Annotated in this window: 23 protein-coding genes and 1 pseudogene; 12 read left to right on the top strand and 12 right to left on the bottom strand. The window is 68.7% G+C overall.

Features of this window, described 5'->3' with window-relative positions:
• Positions 1-540: 540 nt before the first annotated feature.
• Both AB0D34_RS46225 and AB0D34_RS46220 read right to left on the bottom strand, forming a co-directional pair.
• A complete protein-coding gene (locus AB0D34_RS46225) occupies positions 541-1,791 on the bottom strand; it encodes an aldehyde dehydrogenase family protein (protein ID WP_362673998.1) in 1,251 nt (416 codons plus the stop codon).
• Positions 1,792-2,046: 255 nt separating this feature from the next.
• Positions 2,047-3,468 (bottom strand): aldehyde dehydrogenase family protein, encoded by a 1,422-nt coding sequence (locus AB0D34_RS46220; RefSeq protein ID WP_362673995.1) that lies wholly within the window; start codon positions 3,466-3,468, stop codon positions 2,047-2,049.
• Between the two features lie 160 nt (positions 3,469-3,628).
• Here AB0D34_RS46220 and AB0D34_RS46215 point away from each other — a divergent pair, with 160 nt between their 5' ends.
• Positions 3,629-4,246, top strand: coding sequence for a TetR/AcrR family transcriptional regulator (locus AB0D34_RS46215; RefSeq protein WP_362673993.1), 618 nt, complete (start codon positions 3,629-3,631; stop codon positions 4,244-4,246).
• A gap of 189 nt (positions 4,247-4,435) precedes the next feature.
• Here AB0D34_RS46215 and AB0D34_RS46210 read toward each other — a convergent pair whose 3' ends face one another.
• Entirely contained in the window at positions 4,436-5,371 is a 936-nt protein-coding gene (locus AB0D34_RS46210; RefSeq protein WP_362673992.1) for an alpha/beta hydrolase, read from the bottom strand.
• A 112-nt stretch (positions 5,372-5,483) separates the two neighbouring features.
• On the opposite strand from AB0D34_RS46210, the gene AB0D34_RS46205 reads away from it, so the two are divergent.
• On the top strand, positions 5,484-5,612 hold the full coding sequence (locus AB0D34_RS46205; RefSeq protein WP_362673989.1) for a hypothetical protein: 129 nt from the start codon (positions 5,484-5,486) through the stop codon (positions 5,610-5,612).
• Between the two features lie 201 nt (positions 5,613-5,813).
• Here AB0D34_RS46205 and AB0D34_RS46200 read toward each other — a convergent pair whose 3' ends face one another.
• Entirely contained in the window at positions 5,814-6,146 is a 333-nt protein-coding gene (locus tag AB0D34_RS46200; RefSeq protein ID WP_362673988.1) for a hypothetical protein, read from the bottom strand.
• On the opposite strand from AB0D34_RS46200, the gene AB0D34_RS46195 reads away from it, so the two are divergent.
• Positions 6,134-7,282 (top strand): NAD(P)/FAD-dependent oxidoreductase, encoded by a 1,149-nt coding sequence (locus AB0D34_RS46195; protein WP_362673986.1) that lies wholly within the window; start codon positions 6,134-6,136, stop codon positions 7,280-7,282. The genes AB0D34_RS46200 and AB0D34_RS46195 overlap by 13 nt on opposite strands.
• 219 nt (positions 7,283-7,501) lie before the next feature.
• On the opposite strand, the gene AB0D34_RS46190 is transcribed toward AB0D34_RS46195, so the two are convergent.
• Positions 7,502-8,110, bottom strand: a complete 609-nt coding sequence (locus tag AB0D34_RS46190) for a CGNR zinc finger domain-containing protein (RefSeq protein WP_362673984.1) — start codon at positions 8,108-8,110, stop codon at positions 7,502-7,504.
• A gap of 594 nt (positions 8,111-8,704) precedes the next feature.
• On the opposite strand from AB0D34_RS46190, the gene AB0D34_RS46185 reads away from it, so the two are divergent.
• The 3 genes from AB0D34_RS46185 to AB0D34_RS46175 all read left to right on the top strand — a co-directional run bounded on the left by AB0D34_RS46185 (position 8,705) and on the right by AB0D34_RS46175 (position 12,308).
• On the top strand, positions 8,705-9,493 hold the full coding sequence (locus AB0D34_RS46185) for an enoyl-CoA hydratase/isomerase family protein (protein ID WP_362673982.1): 789 nt from the start codon (positions 8,705-8,707) through the stop codon (positions 9,491-9,493).
• A gap of 38 nt (positions 9,494-9,531) precedes the next feature.
• A complete protein-coding gene (locus AB0D34_RS46180; RefSeq protein WP_362673979.1) occupies positions 9,532-10,248 on the top strand; it encodes a flavin reductase family protein in 717 nt (238 codons plus the stop codon).
• Positions 10,249-10,490: 242 nt separating this feature from the next.
• Positions 10,491-12,308, top strand: coding sequence for a GMC family oxidoreductase (locus AB0D34_RS46175; RefSeq protein WP_362673977.1), 1,818 nt, complete (start codon positions 10,491-10,493; stop codon positions 12,306-12,308).
• Between the two features lie 203 nt (positions 12,309-12,511).
• On the opposite strand, the pseudogene AB0D34_RS46170 reads toward AB0D34_RS46175, so the two are convergent.
• The 4 genes and pseudogenes from AB0D34_RS46170 to AB0D34_RS46155 all read right to left on the bottom strand — a co-directional run.
• A pseudogene (locus tag AB0D34_RS46170) lies at positions 12,512-12,936 on the bottom strand (TetR/AcrR family transcriptional regulator); the annotation flags it as partial.
• Between the two features lie 143 nt (positions 12,937-13,079).
• On the bottom strand, positions 13,080-14,381 hold the full coding sequence (locus AB0D34_RS46165) for a DUF3533 domain-containing protein (RefSeq protein WP_362673974.1): 1,302 nt from the start codon (positions 14,379-14,381) through the stop codon (positions 13,080-13,082).
• Between the two features lie 803 nt (positions 14,382-15,184).
• Positions 15,185-16,009 (bottom strand): SDR family oxidoreductase, encoded by an 825-nt coding sequence (locus AB0D34_RS46160; RefSeq protein ID WP_362673972.1) that lies wholly within the window; start codon positions 16,007-16,009, stop codon positions 15,185-15,187.
• Positions 16,010-16,195: 186 nt separating this feature from the next.
• Entirely contained in the window at positions 16,196-17,623 is a 1,428-nt protein-coding gene (locus tag AB0D34_RS46155) for a coniferyl aldehyde dehydrogenase (protein ID WP_362673970.1), read from the bottom strand.
• Between the two features lie 129 nt (positions 17,624-17,752).
• Between AB0D34_RS46155 and AB0D34_RS46150 the strand changes: the two genes are divergently transcribed.
• Positions 17,753-18,349: a TetR family transcriptional regulator gene (locus AB0D34_RS46150; RefSeq protein ID WP_362673968.1), complete on the top strand. Its 597-nt coding sequence runs from the start codon at positions 17,753-17,755 to the stop codon at positions 18,347-18,349.
• Positions 18,350-18,945: 596 nt separating this feature from the next.
• Here AB0D34_RS46150 and AB0D34_RS46145 read toward each other — a convergent pair.
• The 3 genes from AB0D34_RS46145 to AB0D34_RS46135 all read right to left on the bottom strand — a co-directional run bounded on the left by AB0D34_RS46145 (position 18,946) and on the right by AB0D34_RS46135 (position 20,608).
• The gene (locus tag AB0D34_RS46145) at positions 18,946-19,695 is read right to left on the bottom strand and encodes a transposase family protein (RefSeq protein WP_362673965.1); all 750 of its coding nucleotides are present in this window, start codon (positions 19,693-19,695) and stop codon (positions 18,946-18,948) included.
• The gene (locus tag AB0D34_RS46140) at positions 19,653-20,072 is read right to left on the bottom strand and encodes an aldehyde dehydrogenase family protein (RefSeq protein WP_362673963.1); all 420 of its coding nucleotides are present in this window, start codon (positions 20,070-20,072) and stop codon (positions 19,653-19,655) included. Before AB0D34_RS46140 ends, AB0D34_RS46145 begins: the two co-directional genes overlap by 43 nt.
• A gap of 167 nt (positions 20,073-20,239) precedes the next feature.
• A complete protein-coding gene (locus tag AB0D34_RS46135; RefSeq protein ID WP_362673961.1) occupies positions 20,240-20,608 on the bottom strand; it encodes a DUF1330 domain-containing protein in 369 nt (122 codons plus the stop codon).
• A 131-nt stretch (positions 20,609-20,739) separates the two neighbouring features.
• On the opposite strand from AB0D34_RS46135, the gene AB0D34_RS46130 reads away from it, so the two are divergent.
• The 5 genes from AB0D34_RS46130 to AB0D34_RS46110 form a co-directional block, all read left to right on the top strand.
• A complete protein-coding gene (locus AB0D34_RS46130; RefSeq protein ID WP_362673959.1) occupies positions 20,740-21,363 on the top strand; it encodes a TetR/AcrR family transcriptional regulator in 624 nt (207 codons plus the stop codon).
• 513 nt (positions 21,364-21,876) lie between these two features.
• Positions 21,877-22,266 carry a hypothetical protein gene (locus tag AB0D34_RS46125; protein WP_362674000.1) on the top strand — a complete coding sequence of 130 codons (390 nt, stop codon included), beginning with the start codon at positions 21,877-21,879 and terminating at the stop codon, positions 22,264-22,266.
• Positions 22,267-22,437: 171 nt separating this feature from the next.
• Positions 22,438-23,253 (top strand): oxidoreductase, encoded by an 816-nt coding sequence (locus tag AB0D34_RS46120; protein WP_362673956.1) that lies wholly within the window; start codon positions 22,438-22,440, stop codon positions 23,251-23,253.
• Positions 23,254-23,361: 108 nt separating this feature from the next.
• Positions 23,362-24,204: an alpha/beta fold hydrolase gene (locus AB0D34_RS46115; protein WP_362673954.1), complete on the top strand. Its 843-nt coding sequence runs from the start codon at positions 23,362-23,364 to the stop codon at positions 24,202-24,204.
• Between the two features lie 29 nt (positions 24,205-24,233).
• Positions 24,234-25,390: response regulator (locus AB0D34_RS46110; RefSeq protein ID WP_362673951.1), on the top strand; the 1,157-nt coding region annotated here is incomplete at its 3' end.

The following is a 25,390-nucleotide window of genomic DNA, read 5'->3' as shown; positions in this document are numbered from 1 at the left end:
ATCCCCGCAGGTGCATGCGCTACAAGCTCCACACCGCGATCATCACGGACGGCATTCTTGACAAGGCACCACCCAGCTAAACGCAACGGCGTTGCCGCCAAGTGGTATAGGGGATCAACGCGCCGGAATCCGCAGGCCAGGGGCGGCGCCTCGTCCTGTCGAGCGGGCAACTCCCCTCACCGGCACGCTTCGTGGGCTCCCGCCTCCACGGAGATCGACATGGCTCTCGAACCGGAACGACGCCGCCGTGGGGCCCCGACCTACGATGCGGTAATTTCTTGCGGCCGGGCACCGAGTCGAAGTGGCCGTAGCAGAGGTGCCAAGGCATGGGATGCGTTGCGTCCGCATTCCGACGGGGCGTACACCGTAGCCGACGTAGGTTTCACCAGGCACCCGGCCCCCCGGCCGAGCGCCGTCGAGTCTCTTCGCCGTTCGGGGATTGGGTCGATGCGCAGTGCTCGGCGCCGATCGCGCCGGAGCGCTACGGAGCCCCACTTGCGGTCCCGATGAAGGGTGACCGCGTCTCGATGCGGCATCGGCTCACCTGTGCGGGGAGGCCGCGGGTCGAACCATGTACTGGCGCAGGTACAAGTCACGGTAGGTGACGGGGCCGCGGGGCCCGGGGACGCGGTCGATGTTGATGCCGGTCTCCGGCAGGCGCAGGAGCTTGAAGCCGTCGAGGAGGCGCGTGGTGGAGTTCCAGAAGACGCCTGAGCCACCGTAGGCGTCCATGAACCGGTCTGCGGTGTCCGGGTCGTGGGTGGCGATGGCGGCGGCCAGCCCGGAGGTCTCCTCGTTCGCGATCCGTGCGGCTTGGACCGGGCCGTCCGCCTCGTCGATCGTCACCGTTGCCGCACGCTCGGAGTCCAGGGACCACTCGTAGCCGCGCGCGTGGGGGTGCGGCGGCAGCGACGCGGCGATGCCCAGGTCTTCGAGCGTCTTCAGAACGCCCGGCAGCAGCTTGTCGTGGACAGCCCGGTCGATGAGGAGCAGATTGAGCCGGTTGCAGACGCCCAGCCGGTCCAGGCTGCCGGTGACCAGCTCGTGCACCAGCTTTTCGTCGGCGTCCGGTGCCACGTAGAGCACTGCGCCGCCGTCCGCGTGGGCCAGCGTGCGCACACCGTGGCGGGCGGCCTCGCGGCCGAGTTCCCGGGTGCTGTCGCCGCTGCCGCGCAGGATGACCAGGGGGATGGTGTCAGGCAGCGACACCAGCGCGTATGCCGCTGCTCGGTCCTCGCTCGGCACCAGCTGAAGGGCGTCCGGGTTCAGTCCCGCGTCGGTGAGAGCGGGCGTGATCACGTGGGTGACCAGGGCCTGGGAGGAGCGCAGGGCCGCCGAACCGGTGCGCAGCACACCGCCGTTGCGGGACTTGAGGAACTGGGACGCCACGTCGAGCGTCACATTCGGTCGCGCCTCGAAGTTCGCGCCGATGACCCCCACCGGACGGCGGCGCTCCAGCAGGACCAGGCCGTCGGGACGCTCCTCGAGGACGGTGTCCCGCGGCTCGTGCGGCACGTCCGCCAGCGTGCTCAACGCCGCGGCCATTTCCTCAAGCCGCGGGCCGGTCAGCCGAAGGCGATCCTGCAGTGCGGCCGACATCCCGCTCGATGCGGCCGCTCGCAGGTCGGCCTGATTCGCCGCTGCCAGCACGTCGCGCGCCCTGTGCAGCCGCTCCGCCATGGCCCGCAGGGCGGTGTCGATCTCCACGTCCGACGCCTTGGCCAAGGCCGCCGAGCCCTGCGTCGCCCGGACCGCGCAGGCGTGAACCGCCTCCTGGACTGAGCTGGGCACGCTCATCTCGTTCCTGCTCACATCGGTCCCTTCATGGTCCAGGCACACTACGCGTCGGCTGACAGGAGGATTGTTCAACAATCCCCGGACGGTGTCACTGTAAACCGCCCGGTTTCCGCTGGGCAAGGGAAAGAGTGCCGTTCCTGTCCCGTGTCGGGTGCTCAAAAAGTCACCACCGGCTTGCGTGACCCCGCGACTCGGTGACGGGCACGGCGAGCCATGGGCAGGGGCGTGGGTGGGCGTGGCCGATCCGGCTCACGTGATGCGTCGCAGGATGCGGTCCTTGCCGCGGGTGTAGGGCGGGGTGGCCACGCCCAGGGTGTCCGGCTTGAGCGGCTTGTCGAGGACGGACTTGAGGTGACTGAAGGTGTCCAGGGAGTACGAGCCGTGGTAGCGGCCCATGCCGCTCTCGCCGACGCCACCGAAGGGCAGGTCGATCGCGCCGAGCTGGAGGTTGGAGAGGCCGAAGACCAGCCCGCCTGAGGACGTCTCCGCGGTCAGGCGCCGCTTGGAGCGCTTGGACGCGGTGAAGGCATAGAGGGCCAGCGGCTTGTCCCGTCCGGTGATGAAGGCGATCGCCGCGTCCAGGTCGGGGACCCGGACGATGGGCAGGACGGGGCCGAAGATCTCGTCGCGCATCACCGGGGAGTCGGGGTCGACGTCGGCCAGCACGGTGGGCGCGATGTAACGGGCGTCGCGGTCGTGGTCGCCGCCCACGACGGTCCGGCCGTCCTTCAGCAGGCCGGTCAGCCGGTCGAAGTGGCGCTCGTTGACGATACGACCGTAGTCGTTGCTCCGAGCCGGATCGGTGCCGTACATCTCGCGCAGCGCCTGCGTCAGGTGCGCCTCCATCTCGTCGCCCGCCTCACCTATCGCCAGCACGTAGTCGGGCGCGACGCAGGTCTGGCCCGCGTTCATGAACTTGCCCAGGGCGATGCGGCGGGCGACCGCAGCGAGGTCGGCGCCGGGTTCGACGACTGCGGGGCTCTTGCCGCCCAGCTCCAGGGTGACCGGGGTGAGATGACGGGCCGCGGCGGTCATGACGATGCGCCCGACCGTGCCGTTGCCGGTGTAGAAGATGTGGTCGAAGCGCTGTTCCAGCAGGGCGGTCGTCTCCGGCACCCCACCCTCGACGACGACCACGGCCTGCGGGTCCAGGACCCGGGGCAGCCAGTGGGCGAGCACGGCCGAGGTCGCGGGGGCGACCTCACTGGGCTTGAGGACGACGGCGTTGCCGGCGGCCAGGGCGCCTATGACCGGCGCGAGCGCCAGATTGACCGGGTAGTTCCAGGGGGCGATGACCAGCACCACGCCCAGCGGCTCACGCACGGTCCACGCCCGGGACGGCATGAGCGACAGGGGCACGGAGGCCCTCTTCGGACGCAGCCACCGGTCGAGATGACGCAGGGTGTGGTCGATCTCCCTGACGAGGTATCCGATCTCCATCATGTGGGACTCGGTCGAGCTCTTGCCGAGGTCGGTGTGCAGCGCCTGCGCGAACACGTCCCCGTGCTCCGTCAGCAGGCGTCTCAGCGCCTGCAGTTGCTGCTTGCGCCAGGCGACGGGCTTGGTGCGGCCGGTGTTGAACGTGGCCCGCAGTCGCGCGACGGTCTCCGCCGCAGGGGCTGCCACAACGGTGATGTCCGGCTGACCGCCGGCGGGTGCGTTGGTCTGCATGCCCAGAAGCATATACAAAACGAAAGTTTTTCGTTTCGTTTTGCTTGTATACTTGCCGTGTGACCTACCGCACCCTTGCTCAACGTCCCGTACGGCAGTCCGACCATCCAGTCCGCTCCGCTGCCCACGCGTCCCACCGGACCTCTTGGGGAGCCGCCTGATGACCGCGACGCAGGCACGCCGGGGGCGCCCCCGCGATGCCTCCCGCGACCGTGCGCTGCTGGAGGCGACCATGGCCGTCCTGACCGAGAGCGGCTACCGCGCGCTCACCACTGCCGCCGTCGCGTCCCGAGCCGGAGTGTCCACCGCCACTCTTTACCGCCGCTGGCCGTCCAAGGAGGTCATGGTCGTCGACGCTGCCGCCGCCTACGCCCAGGAACTCACGACGCACACCGACACCGGCACACTCGAAGGCGACCTCCGCGCCCTGCTCCGGGACAAGGCGGCTTCCCTGACCGGGAAGGAAGGAGGGGTGTTGCAGACATTGATCGGGGAGGCCCGGCACAACACCCCGCTGGCCGAGGCCCTCACGAACACGTTCGTGCTGCCGATACGCCGGCGCATGGAGGAGATCACGCAGCGTGCGGCGGAGCGGGGCGAGATCCCGCCGGTGGAGCATGCCGACCTGCTCGGCGACCTGGTCCTCGGTCCCATGGTCAGCAGGTTCTTCCTCACTCCGCTGCCGCCGGACCAGGTGGACGCGGCAACCGCGGCGGAGACTGCCGACCGCTTCCTGCCCTTTCTTCTGCGCGCCGTCGGGCACAAAGGGCACGCCTGAACGAAGGCGGCCCCCGAACGCGTCCGAGAAGGGCAAGTTCACCGGGCCGCCTTTGGTGTCCGACTGCCCGCGCACCTCGGCGCGTCGGGCGGGGCGAGGGACCTTATCGCTGCCCACGACCGACGGCTGCACGGGCACGAGCAAGGGGGACGAGACAGTGCCCTCTGACCGGCCGGGGCGGGGCGGGGGTCAGCTGTTCAGGAAGCCCAGGATGTGGTCGGCGACGGTCTTGGGCTGCTCGAGGTGCAGGAAGTGCCCTGCGCCGGGCACCACGACGCGTTCGAAACCGTTCTTGAACACGGCGTCCATGCCGTCGCTCAATTCCACGGAAAAGCAGTTGTCGTCGGCACCGTGGAGGTACAGCGACGGGACGGTGATGGCACCGCCCGCCCGGGCCTCCGCGGCCTGGGCCCCCTCGTCGGCGGGAGGCGTGAACAACTGGCGGTAATAGCCCAGGACCTCGGTCAGGACTCCTGGCGCACGGAGGGTCTCCTTGAGCGCGGCCCGCTCCGCGTCCGGCAGCTCGTAGCCGGGCGACCATTCCCGCCAGAGCCGGTCGATGAAGGCGAAGTCGTCGAACTCGACGGCCGCCTCCGCCATGGCCGTCTGGAAGAAGAACATGTACCAGCTGCGTCGCTGCTGGTCGCCGTCGACGACCCATGCCGTGCGCAGTTGAGGGCCGTAGGGAACCGACATACCGACAAGCTTGCGGACACGCGTCGCGTCGAGGCTGGCTGCCGCGTACGCCGCCCGGGCACCGAGGTCGTGACCGATGAGATCCGCCTGCTCGCGCCCGAGCGCTTCCATCAGGGTGAGGACGTCCTGGCCGGTCGCGGACGCGCGATACGAGCCGTCGGGTGCCGCGCCACCGGGCCAGTATCCGCGCTGTGCGGGTGCTACCGCCCAATACCCTTCCTGTGCGAGGCGGTCGAGAAGTCCTACCCAGCTGGCGGAGTGGTCGGGAAACCCGTGGAGGCACAGAACGAGTGGCCCGCTGCCGGCCTCGAGGATCGGAACCTCCAGCCTGCCGACCTGAACCGTTCGATGACGGACACGATCGGCCGCGTGGGACGTGCCGGTCGAGGAGCCCTCGACAATCGGCGGTCGCTGGTTCACCTGTGTCATGCGTTCGACCTCCAAGCCGCCCTGCATCTGCACTCGGTGAAATGAGCGTAAGCCTTTTGATTATGTTGCTCAAGTAGCTCTTGAGATGAGCAAATAGATCACAGTTGTTTCAATGGGCATCCGGCTGTCGGACGACTCCCGCCGGACTGGACAGGAACGGGACCTTGTCGCGACGGGCAGTCGGGAACAGGTCACCGCCTTCGTCATGGCCGAGGCGGAGACCATCGAGTCGACCGCGTGACCCCGCGCGGGGCCTTGTAGACCCAAACCGAGCCCTCAGCCCGAAGATCGCTACAGGTCCCGCCGGGCACACGTCGCGCACAACCCGTTGCTGGGCGCCCGGGCCGCCGGCGGCATCGCGACCCGACCGGCACCTGTTCGACCTCGCCGTGCCGCGAGCCGTGCGGTTGCGGCGAGTCAGGCCGGGTGGCCGCCGGAGGTGCTATGACCCGGACCGCGGAGAAACGGCATCCATGGCGAGATCGAGGAGCTCCGCCACGGAGCGCTTGCCGTCGCAGGCGACCCACTCCCGACGGGCATACGCGAAGCAGGCTACGCCGGCGGCGGCGAGTGCTCCCGCGCGCAGCCGACACTCCTCGCCGGGCGGCGTTTTCGTGAGTCGTGGGACGAGCGACTGGGCGCTGGCCTCGTTCCATTGGACCTCTTGGTGCAGGTGCTTCGCGTACAGCACCGGAGTGTCGTGGATCAGGCGGATCATCGGCAGCGACTGGTTCCTCGTCCACTTCTCGATCACTTCGTCGAATGCGCGGCGCAACGCGTACCAGGGTTCTTTTCGCGTCGGGCCACGAGATCCTCGACTACTACGACCGCGTCATGCGCGAGACCCTGCTGGGGTCGGGCCGCGTCACCTACCTGCCGATGCACAACGTCGACGACGTCGAGCCGGGCCGGCCCGCAACCGTCCGGGCGCACTCCCTCGTGAACGGAACGTCGACGCAGATCACCGTCAGGAAGCGTGTCGTCGACGCCTCCTACATGAACATCACCGTGCCCGCGATGAGGCACTTGAAGTACGCCGCCGAAGACGGTGTGCCGATCGTTCCGGTCAACCAGCTCGTGAACCTCGGCGGTTGGGCGGAACGGTTCACCGTGATCGGGGCGGGCAAGACCGGCCTGGACGCGTGCCTGTGGCTGCTGCGCCACGGCGTCGATCCTGACCGCATCACCTGGATCACGCCGCGTGACGCATGGATGATCAACCGGGACCAGGAGGCACTGCTGTCCCGGTTCGGTGAGCTGACGAAGCTGCTCGCATGCAACTCGGTGGACGACGTGATCAGTGCGCTGGAGCAGATGGACCTCATCATCCGCCGTGACCCGTACGTCAGGCCCAGCGCCTTCCGGTGTGCGACCGTCAGCTCAGCCGAGCTCGCTCAACTCCGTAAGATCGAGCACGTCGTACGGCTGGGACGGGTACGCCGCATCGACTCGGCCGACGTCCGGCTCGACGAGGGCAGCATTCAATCGCCGCCGGGGACGGTGTACATCGACTGCTCGGCGGACGGTCTCACGCAGAAACCGCCGACACCCGTCTTCGAGGACGGCGCGATCACACTCCAGGCTTTGGTGCCGTGCCTGCTCGCACCCAGTGCCGCCATCGCCGGGAAGCTCGAGTGCCTCGACCTCGACGACGACTCCCGCAACAGCCTGGCCCCGCCGGTGCTCAATCCCAGCACCTCGCGCGACCTGCTGTCCTTCTTCGGCACCCGCATGGAGCGGCTGCACCGGTGGTCCGGCTCACCCGCCCTGTTCGCATGGCTGCTCGGCTCGCGCCTGGCGTCGGCGCTGAGCGATCTCCAGCAGATGACCGACCAGGACAACCGCGCCGCGGTCTCCCTTCTCGCCTCCCACCTGGAGGACCTGCTGGAAAGGGACGGCGTCTCGTCCTGATCCCGCGCACTGAAGGACGGGGGCGCCCGGCGTCGGGCGCCCCTGTCGCGCGTACGAAGCCTGCGAGGCTGCCGCCGGCCGCCCGCAGACGAGCCTTCGGTGGGTTCTGCCGCGCATGGGCGCGGCAGCCGCGTTTCTCTTCGCCGGATGCCCCACCGCCGATGTCCTGCTTCCCGCTACCGCGAGAGGGACGACGGGCAGATCACAAACCCTGGCCTCCTACCCGGCGGTCCGCACGCGCTGACGCGCCCGGTGGGCTCGCAGGTTTTCCGGGTTGCCGCAGGTCTTGGTGGAGTGCCATACGCCGCTGTTGTTGCGGGAGCGGTCGAAGAAGGCCGTCGTGCAACGGGCGTTGCGGCAGATCTTGAGCCGGCGCCAGGTGTCCGCCTGCTGGGCCTGGAACATCTCGAGGAGCACCAGGGCGGCCACATACCGCCAACCCTGTCCGCGCGGCTCCAGAACGACCCGCCCGCTGCGGTCCATCCGCAAGGCCGCCGCCGCGACATGAACGGCGGGCGCCACATCAGTGTCGTCGCCGCGTGGGCCGTCGCCGTCCGGTGCGGCGAGGAGCCGTCTCAGCTCGGCACGCAGGCCGCGGAGTTCTTCGAGATCGCTCTCGGTGAGCCGCACCTGCGCGGCGGCCTGCGCCGTCTCCTGGGCCCAGCACTCCAGCGCCTGGTCGGCCCATGCCTGCGCGTCGGCGAGGTCGTCCAGAAGATCTGCTGCCCGGGGGCGGCCGGCGGAGATGGTGTTGAGCAGGTCGTGCACCAGCGCCAGCCCGAGGGGAGCGGGCTCGACTTCGTACCGCGTGGATGCGGACCACGCCATGGCCCTGCCCCCTTCACTCGTCGTCGTGGCCGACATGACCGTAGCCATGTGGCCACTGCCTCAGAGTACGACACTCCCTGCCACCTTGAAATGAAATGGGCTACCGACGTACAGTCATTTCAGTTGGATCGGCAACGCAGCCACACGAAGGGTGTCGCTCATGAGCTCGTCAGCCTCCACAGCGCCCAGGAAGCTCTTGGCCCTCCGGAGCGGGAGAACCGTGGCGGCACCGCTGTCGCGCCTCCGATGACCCCCGCATCACCGTGGAACGTGTCGGCCCCGTCGTGCCATCACGCCTCCCTACCGCTCGCACTGCCGTCGCCGACGGAGCTGCCACGCGCTTGGAGGGGCTCGGCGCGATCGCCGCACCCCTCGGCGCGTTCTTGACCTGGTATCGCTGACGGGCCCGCGCCGGCGCGCCGCGGACAGGCCGCTGAAACCCGGTCGGCCGACACTCATCGGCGGCGGAGGCCAGTTCGCCCCGCACAGCACGCAGTTCCCCACCGTCGCGCAATCCGCCCCCAACCGGTTTTGCGACCGCCTCACCCGATGGGCCGCGGGCCCGCCCCTACTGTCGAGAGCCAAGGAAATGTCATGCCCGTTTTCACCCACTCCCTCGACGGCGACGTGGCCACGATCGTCCTCGACAACCCCCCGCAGAACCGCTTCGCACCCGAGTTCACCCAGGAACTCAGCGACATCGTCGACGCCATCACCCGCAGCCCGGCCCGCGCCGTGGTCCTGCGGGCCGAGGGACCCGACTTCAGTTACGGCGGCGACTTCCGCCCCTGGGTCGGTGCCGACCGCACCAGCCTGCGGGCCGACTTCGACCACGCTCTGTCCGTGATCAACCGGTTCGAGCAGCTCCCGATCCCGGTCGTGGCCGCGGTGCAGGGGCTGTGCTACGGCGGCGGCTTCGAGCTCGCGCTGCGGGCCGACATCATCCTCGCCGGTGAAAGCGCCCGCTTCGGCCATCCCGAGCAGTCGCTCGGCATCGTCACCCTCCTCGGCGGAATCCACCGCGTGGCCGAACGGGCCGGCCGGGCCCGCGCCTACGAATGGGCGCTGACCTCCGAGCAGGTACCCGCCACGGTCATGGCCGAGGCCGGCGTCATCAACCGCGTCGTTCCCGACGACGAACTGCGCACCGAAGCCGAGTCCTTCGCCCGCAAGATCGCCGCAGGCCCCACCCGGGCGCACGTGGTGCACAAGGCCCTGCTGCGCTCCTGGGCCACGGGCGGCATCCCGGCCGCCGACCAACAGCTGTTCGACCTCGCGGTTCCGCTCTTCGAGACCGAGGACGTCAAGGACGGCCTGGCCTCCGCCGCCCAGGCCCTCAAGGAGGGGCGCCCCCGCCCCGTGCTGCCCTTCAAGGGCCGCTGACCCGCGACTCTCCCCCGACACTCACCAAGGGACACCACATGATCATCGACTCCGCCGACCTGGACGCCAAGTCCGCCTACAAGCTGCTCATCGGCAGCGTCATCCCCCGCCCCATCGCCTGGGTGAGCACCCTGTCCACCGAGGGCGTGGGCAACCTGGCCCCCATCTCCTTCTTCACGGTCGTCGGGCGCAAACCGCCTCGGATCTCGCTGTCGTTCCAGCCGCGCTCGGACGGGGCCACGCTCAAGGACAGCTTCGTCAACATCCGGGACACCGGCGAGTTCGTCACCAACATGGCCACCCTGCCGCAGATCGACGGTTTGAACCGCAGCGCCTTCGAGTTCGAGCCCGATGTCGACGAGTTCGACGCGGTCGGACTGGACAAGGTGCCGTCCGAAGCCGTTCGTCCGCCGCGCATCAAGGGGGCGCCCATCGCGTTCGAGTGCACCGTGGAGCACATCTTCTCGGCGCCCGACGGACTCAACAACGTCGTCTGGGGCAACGTGGTGCGCTTCTACGTCCGAGACGACCTCTATGTGGGCGGCCGGATCGACTTCGGCGCCATCGCTCCGATCGGACGACTCGCCGCCGAATACACCGTCGTGGACAACGCGTTCGAGACGCCGCTCGACGCCGAAGTGGTCCAGGAGCGCGCCAGTCGCCGCATGGTGCGCCTGGATGGCAAGGACACGTACTACTCGCCGGTCGACACGCCGGCCTGGTCGCCGGCGGGCTCCACAACGACACTCGACTAGACCGTCAGCACGTGACGAGGTGACACCCCCTCAGGGTCCGGCTGACCGACTGCCCGACACTTCGAGTCCGGTTCGGGCCGCGCCGACCCGCCGGTGTGTCACCTCGCACCCGGTCCGCTCACTTGCATGTGACGCCGTAAGCGTTCGGTCCAGAAGGCCCGTTACTGCCGTATACACCCGCCCGACCTCGCAGCCGCCCACCAGACCGGCTCCGCGTCACCCGTTCTCAACGAGGAGAGCACGTGTCACGGAAGAACTCTTCCACGAATCCGGACGAGCCCAGAGACGACTCCGCGTACGACTACGACGTAGTCGTCGTCGGTTCCGGCTTCGGCGGATCCGTCACCGCCCTTCGGCTCACCGAAAAGGGCTATCGCGTAGGCGTGTTGGAAGCGGGCCGCAGGTTCACGCCCGACTCGCTGCCCAAGAACTCCTGGGACGTCAGGAACTATCTCTGGGCACCCAAGCTGGGCCTGTACGGCATCCAGCGCGTCCATCCGCTGGGCAACGTGGTGGTGCTGGCGGGGGCCGGGGTCGGGGGTGGTTCCCTCAACTACGCCAACACCCTGTACGAACCGCCGAAGCAGTTCTTCGACGACCCGCAGTGGAAGGACATCACCGACTGGGAAGGGGAGCTGAAGCCGTACTACGACCAGGCCCGGCGCATGCTCGGGGTTCGGCTCAACCCGACCACGTCCCCGGCCGACGTACACCTGCGGGCGGTCGCCGAACAGATGGGCGTGGGTGACACCTTCCACATGGCCCCCGTGGGGGTCTTCTTCGGCGACGGCCAGGACGCCGACGGGACGACCAAGGCCAAGCCGGGAGAGGAGGTGGCCGACCCGTACTTCGGTGGCGTCGGCCCGGCCCGCAAGGCCTGTGTCGAATGCGGTGAATGCATGACGGGCTGTCGCCGCGGCGGGAAGAACAGCCTCAACGAGAACTACCTCTATCTCGCCGAGCAGGCGGGCGCCGTCGTCCACCCCATGACGACCGTCGTCTCGATCACGGACGACTCGCCGGACGGGTACACGGTCAGGACCCGGCCGACGGACCGGAAACGCAAGACCGTCGGCCGCACGTTCAGGGCGCGGAACGTGGTCATCGCGGCCGGCACCTACGGTACGCAGACGCTGCTGCACCGGATGAGAACGGGCGGTCAACTCCCGTACATATCCGAGCGACTGGGCGATCTGACCCGCACCAACTCCGAAGCCCTGGTGAGTGTGCACGCGGACGTCCGGCGCCATCGCAAGGTCACCGGAGGGCAGAGCCTCGACTTCACGCGGGGTGTGGCGATCACGTCCTCGATCCACCCCGACGAGAACACCCACATCGAGCCCGTCCGCTATGGGAAGGGATCGAACGCGATGGGCGCGGGGTTCGTCCTGCAAGTCCCGTACGCCGAGGGCTCGTCGAGGTTCCTGGGCTGGCTGGTCAATGTGGCGAAGCACCCGGTGCTCATGGCCCGCTCGCTCTCCAACCGCCGTTGGTCCGAGCGGACGATCATCGGTCTGGTCATGCAGTCGCTGGACAACTCCCTCACGACCTATCTGAAGCCGAAGGGCGTGGGCAAGGGACTGTTGCTGGCCCGTCAGGGCCATGGGGCGCCCAACCCCAAGCAGATCAAGGCGGCTTCGGAGGCCGCCTCCCTCATCGCTGCCGAGGTCGACGGTTTCGCGGGCAGTAATGCGGGCGAGCTGATGGGTATGCCGCTCACCGCTCACTTCCTGGGCGGCTGCCCCATCGGCGACACCCGTGAGACCGGCGTGATCGACCCGTACCACCGGCTGTACGGCCACCCTGGTATCTCCGTCGTCGACGGAGCGGCGATCTCCGCCAACCTCGGAGTCAACCCATCCCTCACGATCACGGCCCAGGCCGAGCGCGCGATGTCGGCCTGGCCCAACAAGGGCGAGGAGGACCCGCGTCCAGTGCAGGGAGCGGTCTACAAACGTCTGACGCCTGTGCCGCCCCAAAGCCCGGCGGTCCCGTCCGATGCCTTCGGCGCCCTGAAGTTGCCGTTCCTGGGGATGCCAGGCGTGCCGCCGAAGAAGTAGCCGCGCACACGTGCGGTTCGTCGTCGATCAGGGCGGCCGGGGAACTGCCGCCCTTCGCCCTTGGGATCGGCCGGGCACCAGGTCACAGGAGCCGTAGTCGGCCCCGGGGGTCAGGCCGGACCGTCAATCGGGTGGATCCCGTGTGGATCGTGGACGCCACACCTCCGTCCGAGAGCCCGGCCACCGGACCCGTACGAGGTGCGTCAACGCACGCCTGCACGGTCGAGCAGGGCGCCCACTGTGGGCGCCGACAGCCCGACCAGGTCGTCGGCCCTGGTGCCCGCGCGGGCACTGGCGCCGTCGAAGGTGAGGCTGAGCTGCCTGGCCAACAGGTCGGGATCGCTCGCTTCACCCCGTTCGGCCTCGGCGCGGAAGACCGCCGTCAGATTCCCCTTGACCCGGCGGACCACCTGGCTCGCGGGATGGCTCTCATCCTTGAGTTCGATCTGCACGGCAAGGTAGCGGCAGCCTCGGAATCGCGGATCGCCTGGGACTCCACTTTCTCGAACACGTCCAGGATCCGCTCTTGCGGCGGGCGACCATCGTCCGCTGCGGGCAGGAGTCGCGCCGCGAAGGCGGTCACGCGTTCCTCCAGGCTCGCCGCCAGGAGTTCGTCACCTCTGGGCTCCGGCGGAGGGCTCGGCGACGGCTGCGTGCACACCGCCGCCGAGCCCTTGGGGTGTGCACGCCTCCCGTCCCCACGGAGCGACGCACACCGGGGGCCACTCTGCACAATGGCCCCGTCTCAGGGTGACGCGTGAGTACGGTCCGCTACGCCGGGACGGCGGACTCCTTGGGCTTCGCCTCCGCGGCGGTGGTGCGATGCAGCCCCTTGCGGTCGTACCAGCTCGTCATGCCGAAGCCGAACAGTGCGGCTGCCGCGAGGCCGACGGTCATCATGACCCAGCCCCGGGTCAAGCCCGCGTCGCCCTGTGCGTCGTAGTACAGGATCGAGCGGACGCCGCCGACGATCTGCCGCATCGGCTCGAACTCCGCGAGGAATCGGTAGAAGGCGGGCAGCGACTCGATCGGGGTGGTGGCGCCGGCCGTCGGCACGGCCATCGCGATGAAGACCAGCGTGACCACCAGCATGCCGGGCGTACCGAAGACGGCGAGCAGAGCAAGGGCGCCGATTCCCGCGACGGCGATGGCGGCCACCGAGTACAGCCACAGCAGCGGCAGATGGGAGGCGTCCATCCCCATGATGCCGATGGCTCCCACCATGACCAGGGTGCCCATCAGCAGGGACATGGCCGCCATGAGGGTGCTGCTCATGGCGAGGCTCTGCACGCGGGTGGCCTTGATCAGCGGGCGGTGGATGCGCAGCGGGCCCATGTCGTTGTGGGTGTAGCCGAGAGCGTGGTCGACCTGGCCGCTGATGACGTTGGCGGAGAGCATGCCGCAGACCACGAGGACGAGCGCGTAGTAGAACGCCGACAGGCCCAGGCCGCTGTGTGAGTGGAGTGGATGCCCGTCCTTGACGGTCACCGCGGCCGGATCGGCCAGCAGGACGCGGGCCGCCGTCGGCAGCTTGGCCTGTTGGGCCTGGGCCTGCGCGGTCAGCTGCTTGCCCAGTTGGAGCGAGGCGCCCTCGGCCGCCGTCGTCGTCGCCTGTCGGGCGATGTTGGAGCCCATGCTGCCGGCGGACTGGTTGGTCAGCACCGTCAGCTGCGGGCCAACCGGATGATCGGTCGCCGAGGATCCGGTCAGTGCGGTGACGGAGGAGGTGAAGTCGGCGGGGACGACCAGCGCGCCGTACAGCTTGCCCTTGCCGAGTTCCTCCTCCACCTCCTTCTCGTCCATCACCTTCCAGTCGATCTTGCCGCCACTCGCGGTGGACTTCTTGATCGACCCGGTGATCTGCGCCCCGAGGTTGGTCTGCTTGCCGCCGACGCTGGCCCCCTTGTCGGAGTTGACCAGGCCGACGGGCAGATTCTTCGTATGTCCGGCCGGATCGATATTGGGGCCGACATAGAAGAGACCGAACAGGAGCGCGAGGACGCCTGTGATGAGGCCGCTTGCTATCCAGAGGGGCCTGGCACGCAGCACACGGAAGGGGTGAATTCCATTCATGACTTACTCCGGTCTGGACAGCACAGTTAAATCAGCGAGGAGACCGGACGGCGCCATTGCAGGCCGGGAACTCTCTGGGTTCAACCCTCGGCTTACACAACCGCAGGGGAACACGGTGACCGCTCAGCAACGGGATCACGGTCGCGACCGCCCCGGTGGGAAACCAGCCGGTTTCACCGCTATCGTAAACCGATCGGTTTCACGCCGCCAAATCGAGAGGGCCCTCCCGAGGGAGCGGTGGTGGGCAGTTCACCGCTGTGAGCGGTGAAGCCTTCAGTGAGGCCGAAGCCGTCTACGCGGGCCACGGTCGGCAGGTTCTCGGCCGCCTCACCAGGGCGGGGCGGTCGGCGGACACGGCCCGAAAGACCGAGTCGGACGTTCGCCCCTCATACGGGCAAAGTGATCATTCATGCCACGCCGACGCGGACCGGGCCCAGCGTGTTCCGGTCGTCCTGACGGCCGGCCCGCGATCGCGTCGCGCGTCCGCTTGCTGGCCCCCGGCCGGCGCCCTCCGGTGTCGTGGTGGATGGGCCCTGGAGTCCCAGCTCCGACACCAGCCGCTTACCAGCCGGGGGATCACGCGCCTACGGCGGCTTATTCGTCGTGTTCCCGCAGCATCCACATGACGGAGATGTTCTATGTACTCGCGCTCCATGCCTGACATCGCCGCGAGCACCGTGAACACGATCCGGAGGGATCGTTCGAGCCCCTGGACTCCCCGGTGAGGAACTCCGGGGACGACGTCGCTCGCCATCAGCTGCTCAGCGAGCATGGCAAGTTCGACGCCACGGCCGAATGGTTGGTCAGTGGCCGGGCCCACTCGAGCGCATCTGCCACTGGGTCACCGCGCCGAAGGCCAGAACGTTGGCTCGGCGGGTGGTGAAGCGCGAGGTCAGGGTCATCACCCAGTTGAAGGTGCCGGAGACGACACTGGGCGGCGGGTTGCGCCGGTCCAGCGTGCGCAGCGCGGTCGTGACCACCTGACCCGGCGTCTGCAACCGGACACCGCGAGCCATGTCGTCGGAGCCGGCCGCGTCGAAGAACTCGGTGCGGGTCGGCCCCGGAGAGAGGGCGAGCACGCGCAGGCCGGTCCCTCGCGATTCCTGCCACAGTGCCTCGGTGAAGTTCAGCACGAAGGCCTTGGTCGCCCCGTAGACGGCGGCGTTCGGCCACGGCTGGTATCCGAGGGAGCTGGCGGTGTTGACCAGGACACCGGTCAGCTGGCCGATGAAGGCCCTGGTGACGTCGACGAGGCTGGCCACGTTCAGGTTGATCTCCTGCTGGACGCGTGCCGCATCCTCCTGACGGAACGGGCTGTGCGTGCCGAACCCGGCATTGTTGACGAGGCTGGTGACGGTGATCCCACGCTCGGCCACCTCCTTGGCCAGCGCCTCACCCGCGGCCGGCACGGTGAGGTCGAAGGGCACCACCGTGACGGTGACCTGGTGCTTCGCGGACAGCTCGTCGGCCAGGGCCTGAAGCCGGTCCGCACGGCGGGCGACCAGCACGAGGTCCGAGCCCCGCGCGGCGAACTGACGGGCGAACTCCGCGCCGAGGCCGGCACTCGCCCCGGTGATCAAGGTGGTCTGGGTACGGTAGTCGATCTTCTTCATGGCGGTCGGGGACACGGCGCCCTCGCGGGTACCTCCTCCCCTGCTCCTTTCAATCCTTGCGACGGTCGGCGACCGTCATCGGGTGCTCATCTGTTGCCGAGGCGGACTCGGAGCCCGCCTGGGGCGATGGTCGTGACGTTTGAGGTGAGTGTGTGCCTGGGCCAGGTCCTGGCCGCTGCACGGGCGGTAGTGCTGCCTGCTTCACCGGAGCAGGAAGTTGAGGAGGGTTTCGGTGCGCTTGTTGAAGGGGGCGCGCAGCAGGCGGGTGGCGTTGAAGCGTCCTTGGACGTAGATGCCCTTGGGGTGGCTGAGGGTGCGGAAGCCTTCGATGCCGTGGTACTTGCCCATGCCGCTGGCGCCGACGCCGCCGAAGGGGAGGTCGTCCTGTGCGACGTGCATGATGGTGCCGTTGACGGTGACGTTGCCGGAGGTCGTGCGGTCGAGGACCTTGCGCCGGTCGGGGCCGTTGTCGCCGAAGTAGTAGAGGGCGAGCGGCCGGGGCCGTGCGTTGACGTAGGTGATGGCGTCGTCGATGTCGCAGTAGCCGAAGACCGGCAGGATGGGGCCGAAGATCTCTTCGTGGGCGATGCGCATGTCGTCGGTGACGCCGAGTACGACGGTCGGTGCGAGGGTGTGCGGGCGGAGTGCCGCGTCGCCCGGCCGGTGTCCGACCTCGATGATCCGTGCCCCGTGGGCGCGGGCGTCGTCGAGCAGGTCGGTGAGGATCCTGTACTGCTTGTCGTCGATGATCGAGGTGTAGTCGTCGCTGGTGGGGCCGTCGGGGTAGGCGCTCTTCACGAGTTTGTCGTAGGTGCCGATGAAGGCGTCGATCTCGGATTCGTGGACCAGGGCGTAGTCGGGGGCGATGCAGGTCTGCCCGCCGCTGAGCAGCTTGCCGAAGACGATGTCGGACACCGCCTGGTCGGTTACGTGTCCCTTGGCCACGATGGTGGGGGACTTGCCGCCGAGTTCCAGCGTGACGGGGACGAGGTGGTCGCTGGCCGCCTTCATGACGGCTCTTCCGACCTCGGTGCTGCCGGTGAAGACGAGATGGTCGAACGGCAGCGAGGAGAACGCGGAACCGTCGCCGCTGACGATGGTGACCTGCTCGGGCGGGAAGAGCTCGCTGAGCATCGACGCGAGTACCGCGTTCGTCGCCGGGGTCAGCTTCGAGGGCTTGAGCATGACGCGGTTGCCGGCCGCGATCGCGGTGACCACGGGCATGAGCGACAGGTTGACCGGATAGTTCCACGGCGAGATGACGCCGACCACGCCCAGCGGCTGGTACTCGATGCGGTTGCTGCCGAAGCGCAGCAGCGGCTCGATGTGGCGGTGGGTCGGGCGCATGAACCGGCGCAGGTTGCGGTGCAGGTAGTCGATGCCCTGCACGACGCCCACGATTTCCATCAGCGCGCTCTCGTGCCGCGAGCGATGTCCGAAGTCGGCGTCGATCGCCGCCTCGATGTCGCCGCGCCGGGCGATCAGCGCCTTCTTGAACCTGGCCAGATCGCTGCGCCGGGCCTGAAGGGAGGCCGCTCCGTCGCGGAGGTAGGCGGCGCGCTGGGTCTGGAGGATGTGCTGGAAGCGCTCCGCGTCGGTGGGCTGTGCGGTGACGTCGGTGATGGTCATGACGGTGTTCCTTAGCTGTTGACGAGGGCGGCGGGGACGGAGTCGACTTCGCTCACGGCATTCACTCTACGCACAACTTTGCACTGAGTGCAAGTAGGTGCATGACGTGAGACGAAGTACCATCGGTGCATGACTCAGAAACCAGCCCCTTCCCCCATCCGGGAACAGACCCGCTCCGTGGTCCGATCACTGCTCGCCCGGACCGCCATCGAGCTGTTCGCCGCCAAAGGCTTCGACAACACGACCCTCGACGAGGTCGCCGCCGCCGCGGGCGTCTCCCGGCGGACACTGTTCAACTACTTCCGCAACAAGGAAGACCTCGCGCTCAGCGGCCTGGACGAACAGGGCGACCTGATCGCCGCGCGCCTCGCCGAACGCCCGGCCGACGAGGACGCCTGGACAGCGCTGCGCGCCGCGTTCCAGGTCCTCGAGGAGATCGACATAACAGCCGAAGGGCGCCTGGAGTTCATCACGCTGCTGTTCGGCAACGACTCCCTGCGCGCCGGACACACCGAGAAGCAAGCACGCTGGCAGGACCTGTTCGCACCGCTGATCGAGCCGCGACTGCCCGACTCCGACCGCCGCACCCTGCAAGCCCGCGCGATCGCAGCCGCAGCGATCATCTGCATGCAGGCAGCCAACGAGGAATGGGTACGCCTGGGCGGACAGGTCGACATGTTCGACCTCTACGACACCGCCGTACAGGCCATCCGCCGCCCCACCTGAAACCGGCCGCATCCAGCACCACCACGCTCGCCGACGTAGGGACCACGGGCGGTGACTGCGAGGCCGTAGCACTCGGTGGTCCAGGTGACGATCGCGGTGGTGGCCGGCGTCAGGCACCACATCTGCCCGATTGCTGCTCGCAGTGCCGGCGCCGGACCCGCCCCCTCGCCGACGTAGGCGAGTTCCCGGCGCAGGGCGTGCAGGTTTTCGGGCTTGTTCGGTACGACTCGTCGGCCAGATACCGGGCCGCGTCCACGGCAGGACCCCCGCCGCCGCTCAAGAAAGCGGGCCACTTGGCAATTGCGACAACACCGCGAGTGGCTGGAGTCGCTGTGGCCCTCGTCGGCTTCCTCGGGCGTGGATTGGCCGACAGCGGCACTCCTAGCCGTACCGGTGATCACTAAAGATTGACCTACGCTCTGACCAGCCCTTTTACCGCTTCCCTTCCGCCTGGCAGAAGCCGCCTTGCGCGGTGACCGCACCCGTCACGACTCTGATTCCAACCACGGCACGCGGGGCGACGACGCCCCGCCGACAGGGACGGGAACACCATGCCGCACATGACCGCCTCCCGCAGAACAACGTAGGGAGCGTTTTCAGCGTTGCTTCTCCAGGGTGAGGACGGCCTTGGTGATGACGCTTATGCGGTTGGGGCTGATGCGGGGTCTACGGAAGATCTGCCAGGACTTCAGCCGTGCCATGCCTCGTTCGACAGGTGCCCAAGCCGCGGACAGGGCCCTGTTCTCCGTCCGCTCGGTCAGGGTGAGTTCGCCGCCCGGCGGACGGCGCTTGGCGGTGGTGACGCAGTCGCCCGCGCCGATGTAGGCCATGTCGGCGAGGATGGGGACACCCTGGCGCGCGCAGATCCGGAGGATCTTGTGGGTGCGGGCGGCCGTCAGATCGTGGGTCCGGCCCGGTAACGCCGGCGACAGCCACAGAATCTCACCGGCCGGGTCCGTGACGACCTGCACGTTCACCCCGTGCCGCTTGTGTTTCGAGGAGTAATCGGCCGTGCCGTCGCCGACGCGGTCGCACTCGGCGAGCGTGCCGTCCAGGAGGACGAAGTCCGGGTCGTGCACGCGCAGCGTCTTCAACAGGCCCGGCGCCTGCTCGGCGAGTAGACCGGTGACCGCGGTGACGTAGGCGTGGGCGGTGCCGACGGATATCCCGAAGGCTCTGGCGATACGGGCGAGGGTGTCATGGCGACGCAGGTACACGAGTGCGACCAGCGCACGGCGGTGCGGCGGGAGTTTGCACCGCCGGTCACCCTCACGGGTGACGATGAGCATCGTGACCCACTCGATCAAGGCGTGAGGCAGGTCGAGTGCGGCAGGATACGGAACCAACAGGGCTCCTGTGCTGCGGAGTTGAGACGTCGAACACCTCCCTCAACGGCACGGGAGCCCTGTCCGTTGCGCACCCACACTGGGTCCAGGGTGCGGACAGGAAGCGGAGGTGTCCCGTCACTCGGAACCGAGGTCCGGCAGGCCGAGCTGACCGTCTTGAGCTGGGTGTACTCATAGAGGGCCTCGATGCCCTTTTCTCGGCCGATACCGCTCATCTTGTAGCCGCCGAACGGTGTCTCGATGCTCATGGCGCCGCCGTTGACGGCTACCTGCCCTGAATCGACTGCGATGGGCCACGGCGATCGCGCGATGGGCGCCCTCTCGGAGTAACCCGGCGCGTACCCTGCTCCGGCGTTCGCGCCGCGCCGGGCGCCCACGCCGCCCGGCGCACTGCCGGCGTCAGTCGGAGGGCCGAGGTCTGTTCGGCTCGCTGTCGTGCGGCGGCTTTTATGCCGACGCCGCGGACAAGGGCCTGGAGATCGCCCGCAGGATGCCCACCGGCACGGCCGGTTGTCTGGATCAGGACTCTGTGGTGATACGGGCTTCAGGGCTTGAGGACTGACAGTAGATCGTCGAGCGAAGCGTTGGCGGGGTCGCTCAGTTCGACGCCGTCGAACGTCTGCCAGATGTAGGACGCCGTCGCGTCCTCCCGAAGCGGATGCAAGTCGGCCAATTCCGGATTGTCCCGGAAGCTGTTGAACGCCTCTTCGGAGTCCCATTCAACGACGATCAGGACCTGCCGCGGCGCGAGGTCACCGGTCACGTTGTTCCGGAAACGGCCAAACGTCACCACTCGGCCACCATATTGCGGGGCCACTTCGGGTAGACGGCTGAAGTACGCGAGGTACTTCTCCACGTCGACCACGTCGAACAGGTTCAGGGCGTAGAACTTCTTCTGCGAATTTTCGCTCATTGCCAACGCTCTCTTCGGTCTGGACCAAGCCGGTCCGGTGAGCTCAGGACCGTTGTGGACTGAACAGTAAGAAACCTAGATGATTCTGTACTGGGTTGTCAAGAAGGGCGGGTCGGCTTTACCTTCGATGCATGGCCAGACCACGAAGCTTTGACCCCGACCACGTCCTGCATGCCGCCGAGCGGCAGTTCCGCACCTCGGGCTACAACGGCACGAGCGTCGACGACATCAGCGCCGCCACCGGCCTGGGCCGCGGCAGCCTCTACGCCGCGTTCGACGGCAAGCACGGCGTGCTGATGCAGGCCATGACCGGCTACTTCGCCCGACTGGGAGAAGGTCCGCCGAAGGCCCTCGCCGGACCCGACGAGGGCGCCCTGGAACGACTGCACGCCTACCTGCTCCGCGCAGTCCACGGAGTGCCACTCACCCCCGACGTCCCCCCCGCCGATGACCGGGCGGCAGCCGCCTGCTTCGCCGCCAAAATGGCCCTGGAACTCGGCACCTCCGACCCCGAGGTCAAACGCCTGGCCAACGACTGCTTCTCCGTAGTCCGCACGGCGGTCGCCGAGTGTCTGCGAGCGGCGCAGCGCAACGGCGACATCGACCCCGACGCCGACCCCGACGACCTCGCCTACCTCCTGCTGACCGTCATCCGCGGGAGCGATGTCGTCGGCGCGTACGGCCACAGTCCCGCCCGCCTGACCTCCATCGCGGAAACCGCATTCGCACTCCTGCCCCGCCCACGCCAAAGCTGAGAAGGGCACGGCCGGCCTCGTTGCACCGGCACCTGACGCGGTCGGCCCACTTCGACGCCGCGCAGGCTTACGCGCAGCCGGGCGTCGCCTGGGCGGCCGGCCGAAGAACTGCGCCCGCATGCCGTCGAGTTGCTCCACCGCATGCGCGGTGTCGCCGGACTTGAACTGCACGGTCAGCCGGCCGAACGCCTCGCCGCCGACAGACGCTGGTACTTCGGCCGCCACTGCGCCAACTCGGACCGCGTTGGCAGGAATTCGCGCCAGTGCTCCGCCTCGGTGCCTCGTAGAGCTGGGTACCGTCCCGCGGATGCGGGCAGCGGTACGGATTCCCGCTGGGCGTCGGCGAGTCGGCGACCGGTCGATCATCGTCATCCTGCGCGAGCGTCAGCCCGACGCCCTGCTCACCCACGTGGCGAACGCCCCCGTACCACCGGGACCACCACCAGGCACAGGCGACCACCCTGCTGATGCGCAGGATCGCCCAGGCCCACGGCCACCACCGCGCACCGTCCGCTGGTCGCCGCCCAGGGGTTCCAGTTCGAGCCGCGCCGGCCACAGGTCTGCGAGGTTCACCCCCGACCTGCTGCTGGACAGCACACCCGTGTCCGGCGTCGAGACCAAGGCGATGGGCTGCATGACCGCGCAGGCCCACAGGGTCCGTCCGAGCTGACGGCAATAGGCCCCCCTGCCTGTTCGCGAGGGGTCTCGGCGCAGGGCACGGTGAAGGCCAGCCCCGGCCCGGTGACCGCGCCCGCCGTGGTAGCCGGCACCACCGTCCGACGCGGCGACGTGATCGCGGCCCACGACGACGGAGTGCTGCGCGTTCTCCTGCTGCGCCGCTCGCCCACTCGGCCACCGCCGTCGCGACCACAAAGAAAGGTAAAACCGACCCACCGCACTTGACAACTCAGTACAGAACTGGCTAGGTTTCCGACTATTCAGTACACAACAGTCCTGGGCTCACCGGACAGGCTGGGTCCGGGCTTGCAGGACCGGTGCGGACCGTGTCGACCTCAGCGCGGGCGACCCCGCCCAGCACACGACGAAGTCATGCCCACAACCGAAGGAACCACCTTGCAGACAGCTCCCCGAGTGGCTCTCGTGACGGGTGCCTCCTCCGGGATCGGGCGGGCGGCGGCGCTCGCCCTGGCGGGCGCCGGCTTCGCGGTGGTCGGCACGAGCCGCAACGCGGCCAAGGCCGAGCCGATCGCCGGGGTGACGTTCCTCGATCTCGACGTGGCCGACGACAACTCGGTCCGCGCCCTGGTCGGGGAGGTGATCGACCGTTTCGGCCGGATCGACGTCCTGGTCAACAACGCAGGCGTGGGCGCGGTCGGCGCCGGCGAGGAGAGCTCCATCGACCAGGCCAAGGAGGTCTTCGACATCAACGTCTTCGGCCTGATGCGGATGACGAACGCGGTGCTGCCCCACATGCGCGCCCAGGGCAGTGGCCGCGTGGTCAACGTCTCCTCGGTACTCGGTCTGATCCCAGCCCCCTTCATGGCCGTCTACGCCGCCACCAAGCACGCGGTCGAGGGCTACTCCGAGTCCGTCGACCACGAGCTTCGCGAGCACGGCGTCCGGATGCTGCTGGTCGAGCCGGCCTACACCAGCACAAGTTTCGAGGCGAGCAGCATGGCACCCGACTCGCCCCTGCCGATCTACGCCGCGCAGCGGGAGATCTCCCGAGACGTGCTGGCCACGGCCGTGCGCAACGCCGACGACCCGGCCGTTGTCGCGAAGGTGATCGTCACGGCCGCCACCGATGCCAAGCCCAAGCTCCGCTACACCGCCGGCCCGATGGCCAAGCGCGTCAGCCTGCTGCGCCGGATCGTGCCCTCGCGCACCTTCGACAGACAAGTCCGCAAGCTCAACCGACTGGCCGGCTGACCCCGCGGGACACCCGGCGCCCGAGGGGACACACATGACCAGAACCAGAGACACCGAAGCCGGCATCAGCATCTGCCGTCCGACCGCTCTTGGCGAAGGCTGACGCACATGGAGTTCGAACGCGTCACCTTCGACCTGCCACACGGCACCCTTCACGCCCTGCAGGGTGGTGATCCCGATGGTCAGCCAACGCTCGTCCTGCACGGCTTCCCGGACCATCCGCCGACCGCGAAGCCCTTCCTCGCCGAGCTCGGCCGCCGCGGACGTCACGTCCTCGCACCCTGGCTTCGCGGTTACGCGCCGTCCCCGACCGCGGGACCGTTCGACTTCGCATCCCTCACCGGCGACGTGCTCGCGCTGATCGACCGCTGGTCTCCCGGGCGCCCCGTGGAGTTGATCGGCCACGACTGGGGCGCCTTTATCACCTACGACGCCGTCGCCACCGCGCCGGAGCGGATCGAACGCGCGGTCACGCTCGCCATCCCCCACCCACGCACGTTCCTGCGCGTGCTGCGCCCCGCTCAGCTACGCCGGAGCTGGCACATGGGGCTCTTTCAGCTGCCGGGAAGCGGCTGGATGGCCATCACCCGCGATCTCGCCCTCATCGACCGCCTCTGGCGTCAGTGGTCGCCCGGCCTCTCGCTCGATCCAGCTCTCCGGGCGGAGCTGCACGAGCACCTGCGGGCGAGCATGCCCGCGCCCCTGAAGTACTACCGGCAGATGATGCGCCCCAGCATGCTGGGGGTGTTGCGCCGCACGTCTCAGCCGATCACGGTGCCCCTCCTGCAGCTCCACGGCGCCGACGACGGCGGCATCCACCCCCCGCAGATCGACGACCGGCATCGGTTCGCCGCCCCGCACACGCTGGAGATCGTCCCCGACGTCGGCCACTTCCTGCACATCGAGGCCCCCGAGGCCATCGCGGAACGGATCGCGGCATGGGCCGAGTAGCGGATCACATCACTCGAGGTGGGAGACCTATGGCACAGACCGCGGACGCTGCGCGGACCGTCATCATGACCGTGGATGACGACCCCGGGGTGTCCCGGGCCGTCGCCCGTGACCTGCGGCGGCGCTACGGCCAGTCGTACCGGATCGTGCGCGCGGAGTCCGGTGAGTCCGCGTTGGAGGCGCTGCGCGAGCTGAAGCTGCGCGGCGACCTCGTGGCGGTGATCCTGGCCGACTACCGGATGCCGCAGATGAACGGCATCGAGTTCCTCGAACAGGCCCTGGACATCTATCCGGGCGCCCGGCGCGTGCTGCTGACCGCGTACGCGGACACGGACGCGGCGATCGACGCGATCAACGTCGTCGACCTCGACCACTACCTCCTCAAGCCGTGGGACCCGCCGGAGGAGAAGCTCTACCCGGTCCTCGACGACCTGCTGGAGGCGTGGCGCTGCAGCGACTACCGGCCGGTGCCCGCCACCAAGGTGATCGGGCACCGGTGGTCGGCGCGCTCCTCGGACGTACGGGAGTTCCTGGCCCGCAACCAGGTGCCCTACCGCTGGTACTCCACTGACGAGCCCGAGGGGCAGCGGCTGCTGGCTGCGGCGGGCGAGGACGGGCAGCGGCTGCCGGTGGTGATCACGGCGGACGGTACGGCGCTCGTCGAGCCGGAGGTGCCCGAACTGGCCGCGCAGGTGGGGCTGGCGACGACACCCACGGCCGACTTCTACGACCTGGTCGTTATCGGCGGCGGGCCGGCCGGTCTTGGCGCGGCGGTGTACGGGGCCTCGGAGGGGCTGCGTACGGTGCTGGTGGAGCGGTCGGCGACCGGCGGGCAGGCCGGGCAGAGTTCGCGGATCGAGAACTACCTGGGCTTCCCGGACGGGGTGTCCGGCGGCCAGCTCACCGACCGGGCCCGTCGGCAGGCGACGAAGTTCGGCGCCGAGATCCTCACGGCCCGTGAGGTGACAGGGTTGGAGAGCAGCGGGGCGGCGCGGCTCGTGCGGTTCGCGGATGGGTCGCAGATCGCGGCGCACAGCGTGATCCTGGCGACCGGTGTGTCCTATAAGCAGCTGGAGGCGCCGGGTGCCGATGAGTTGTCGGGCCGCGGGGTGTTCTACGGGTCGGCGCTCACCGAGGCCGCCGGCTGCCAGGGCCACGACGTGTACATCGTCGGCGGCGCCAACTC

It is taken from the genome of Streptomyces sp. NPDC048420 (assembly GCF_040651535.1).
GTDB lineage: Bacteria > Actinomycetota > Actinomycetes > Streptomycetales > Streptomycetaceae > Streptomyces.
Note: the sequence above shows the minus strand (reverse complement) of the source record. Positions and strands in the feature narration are given on the sequence as shown.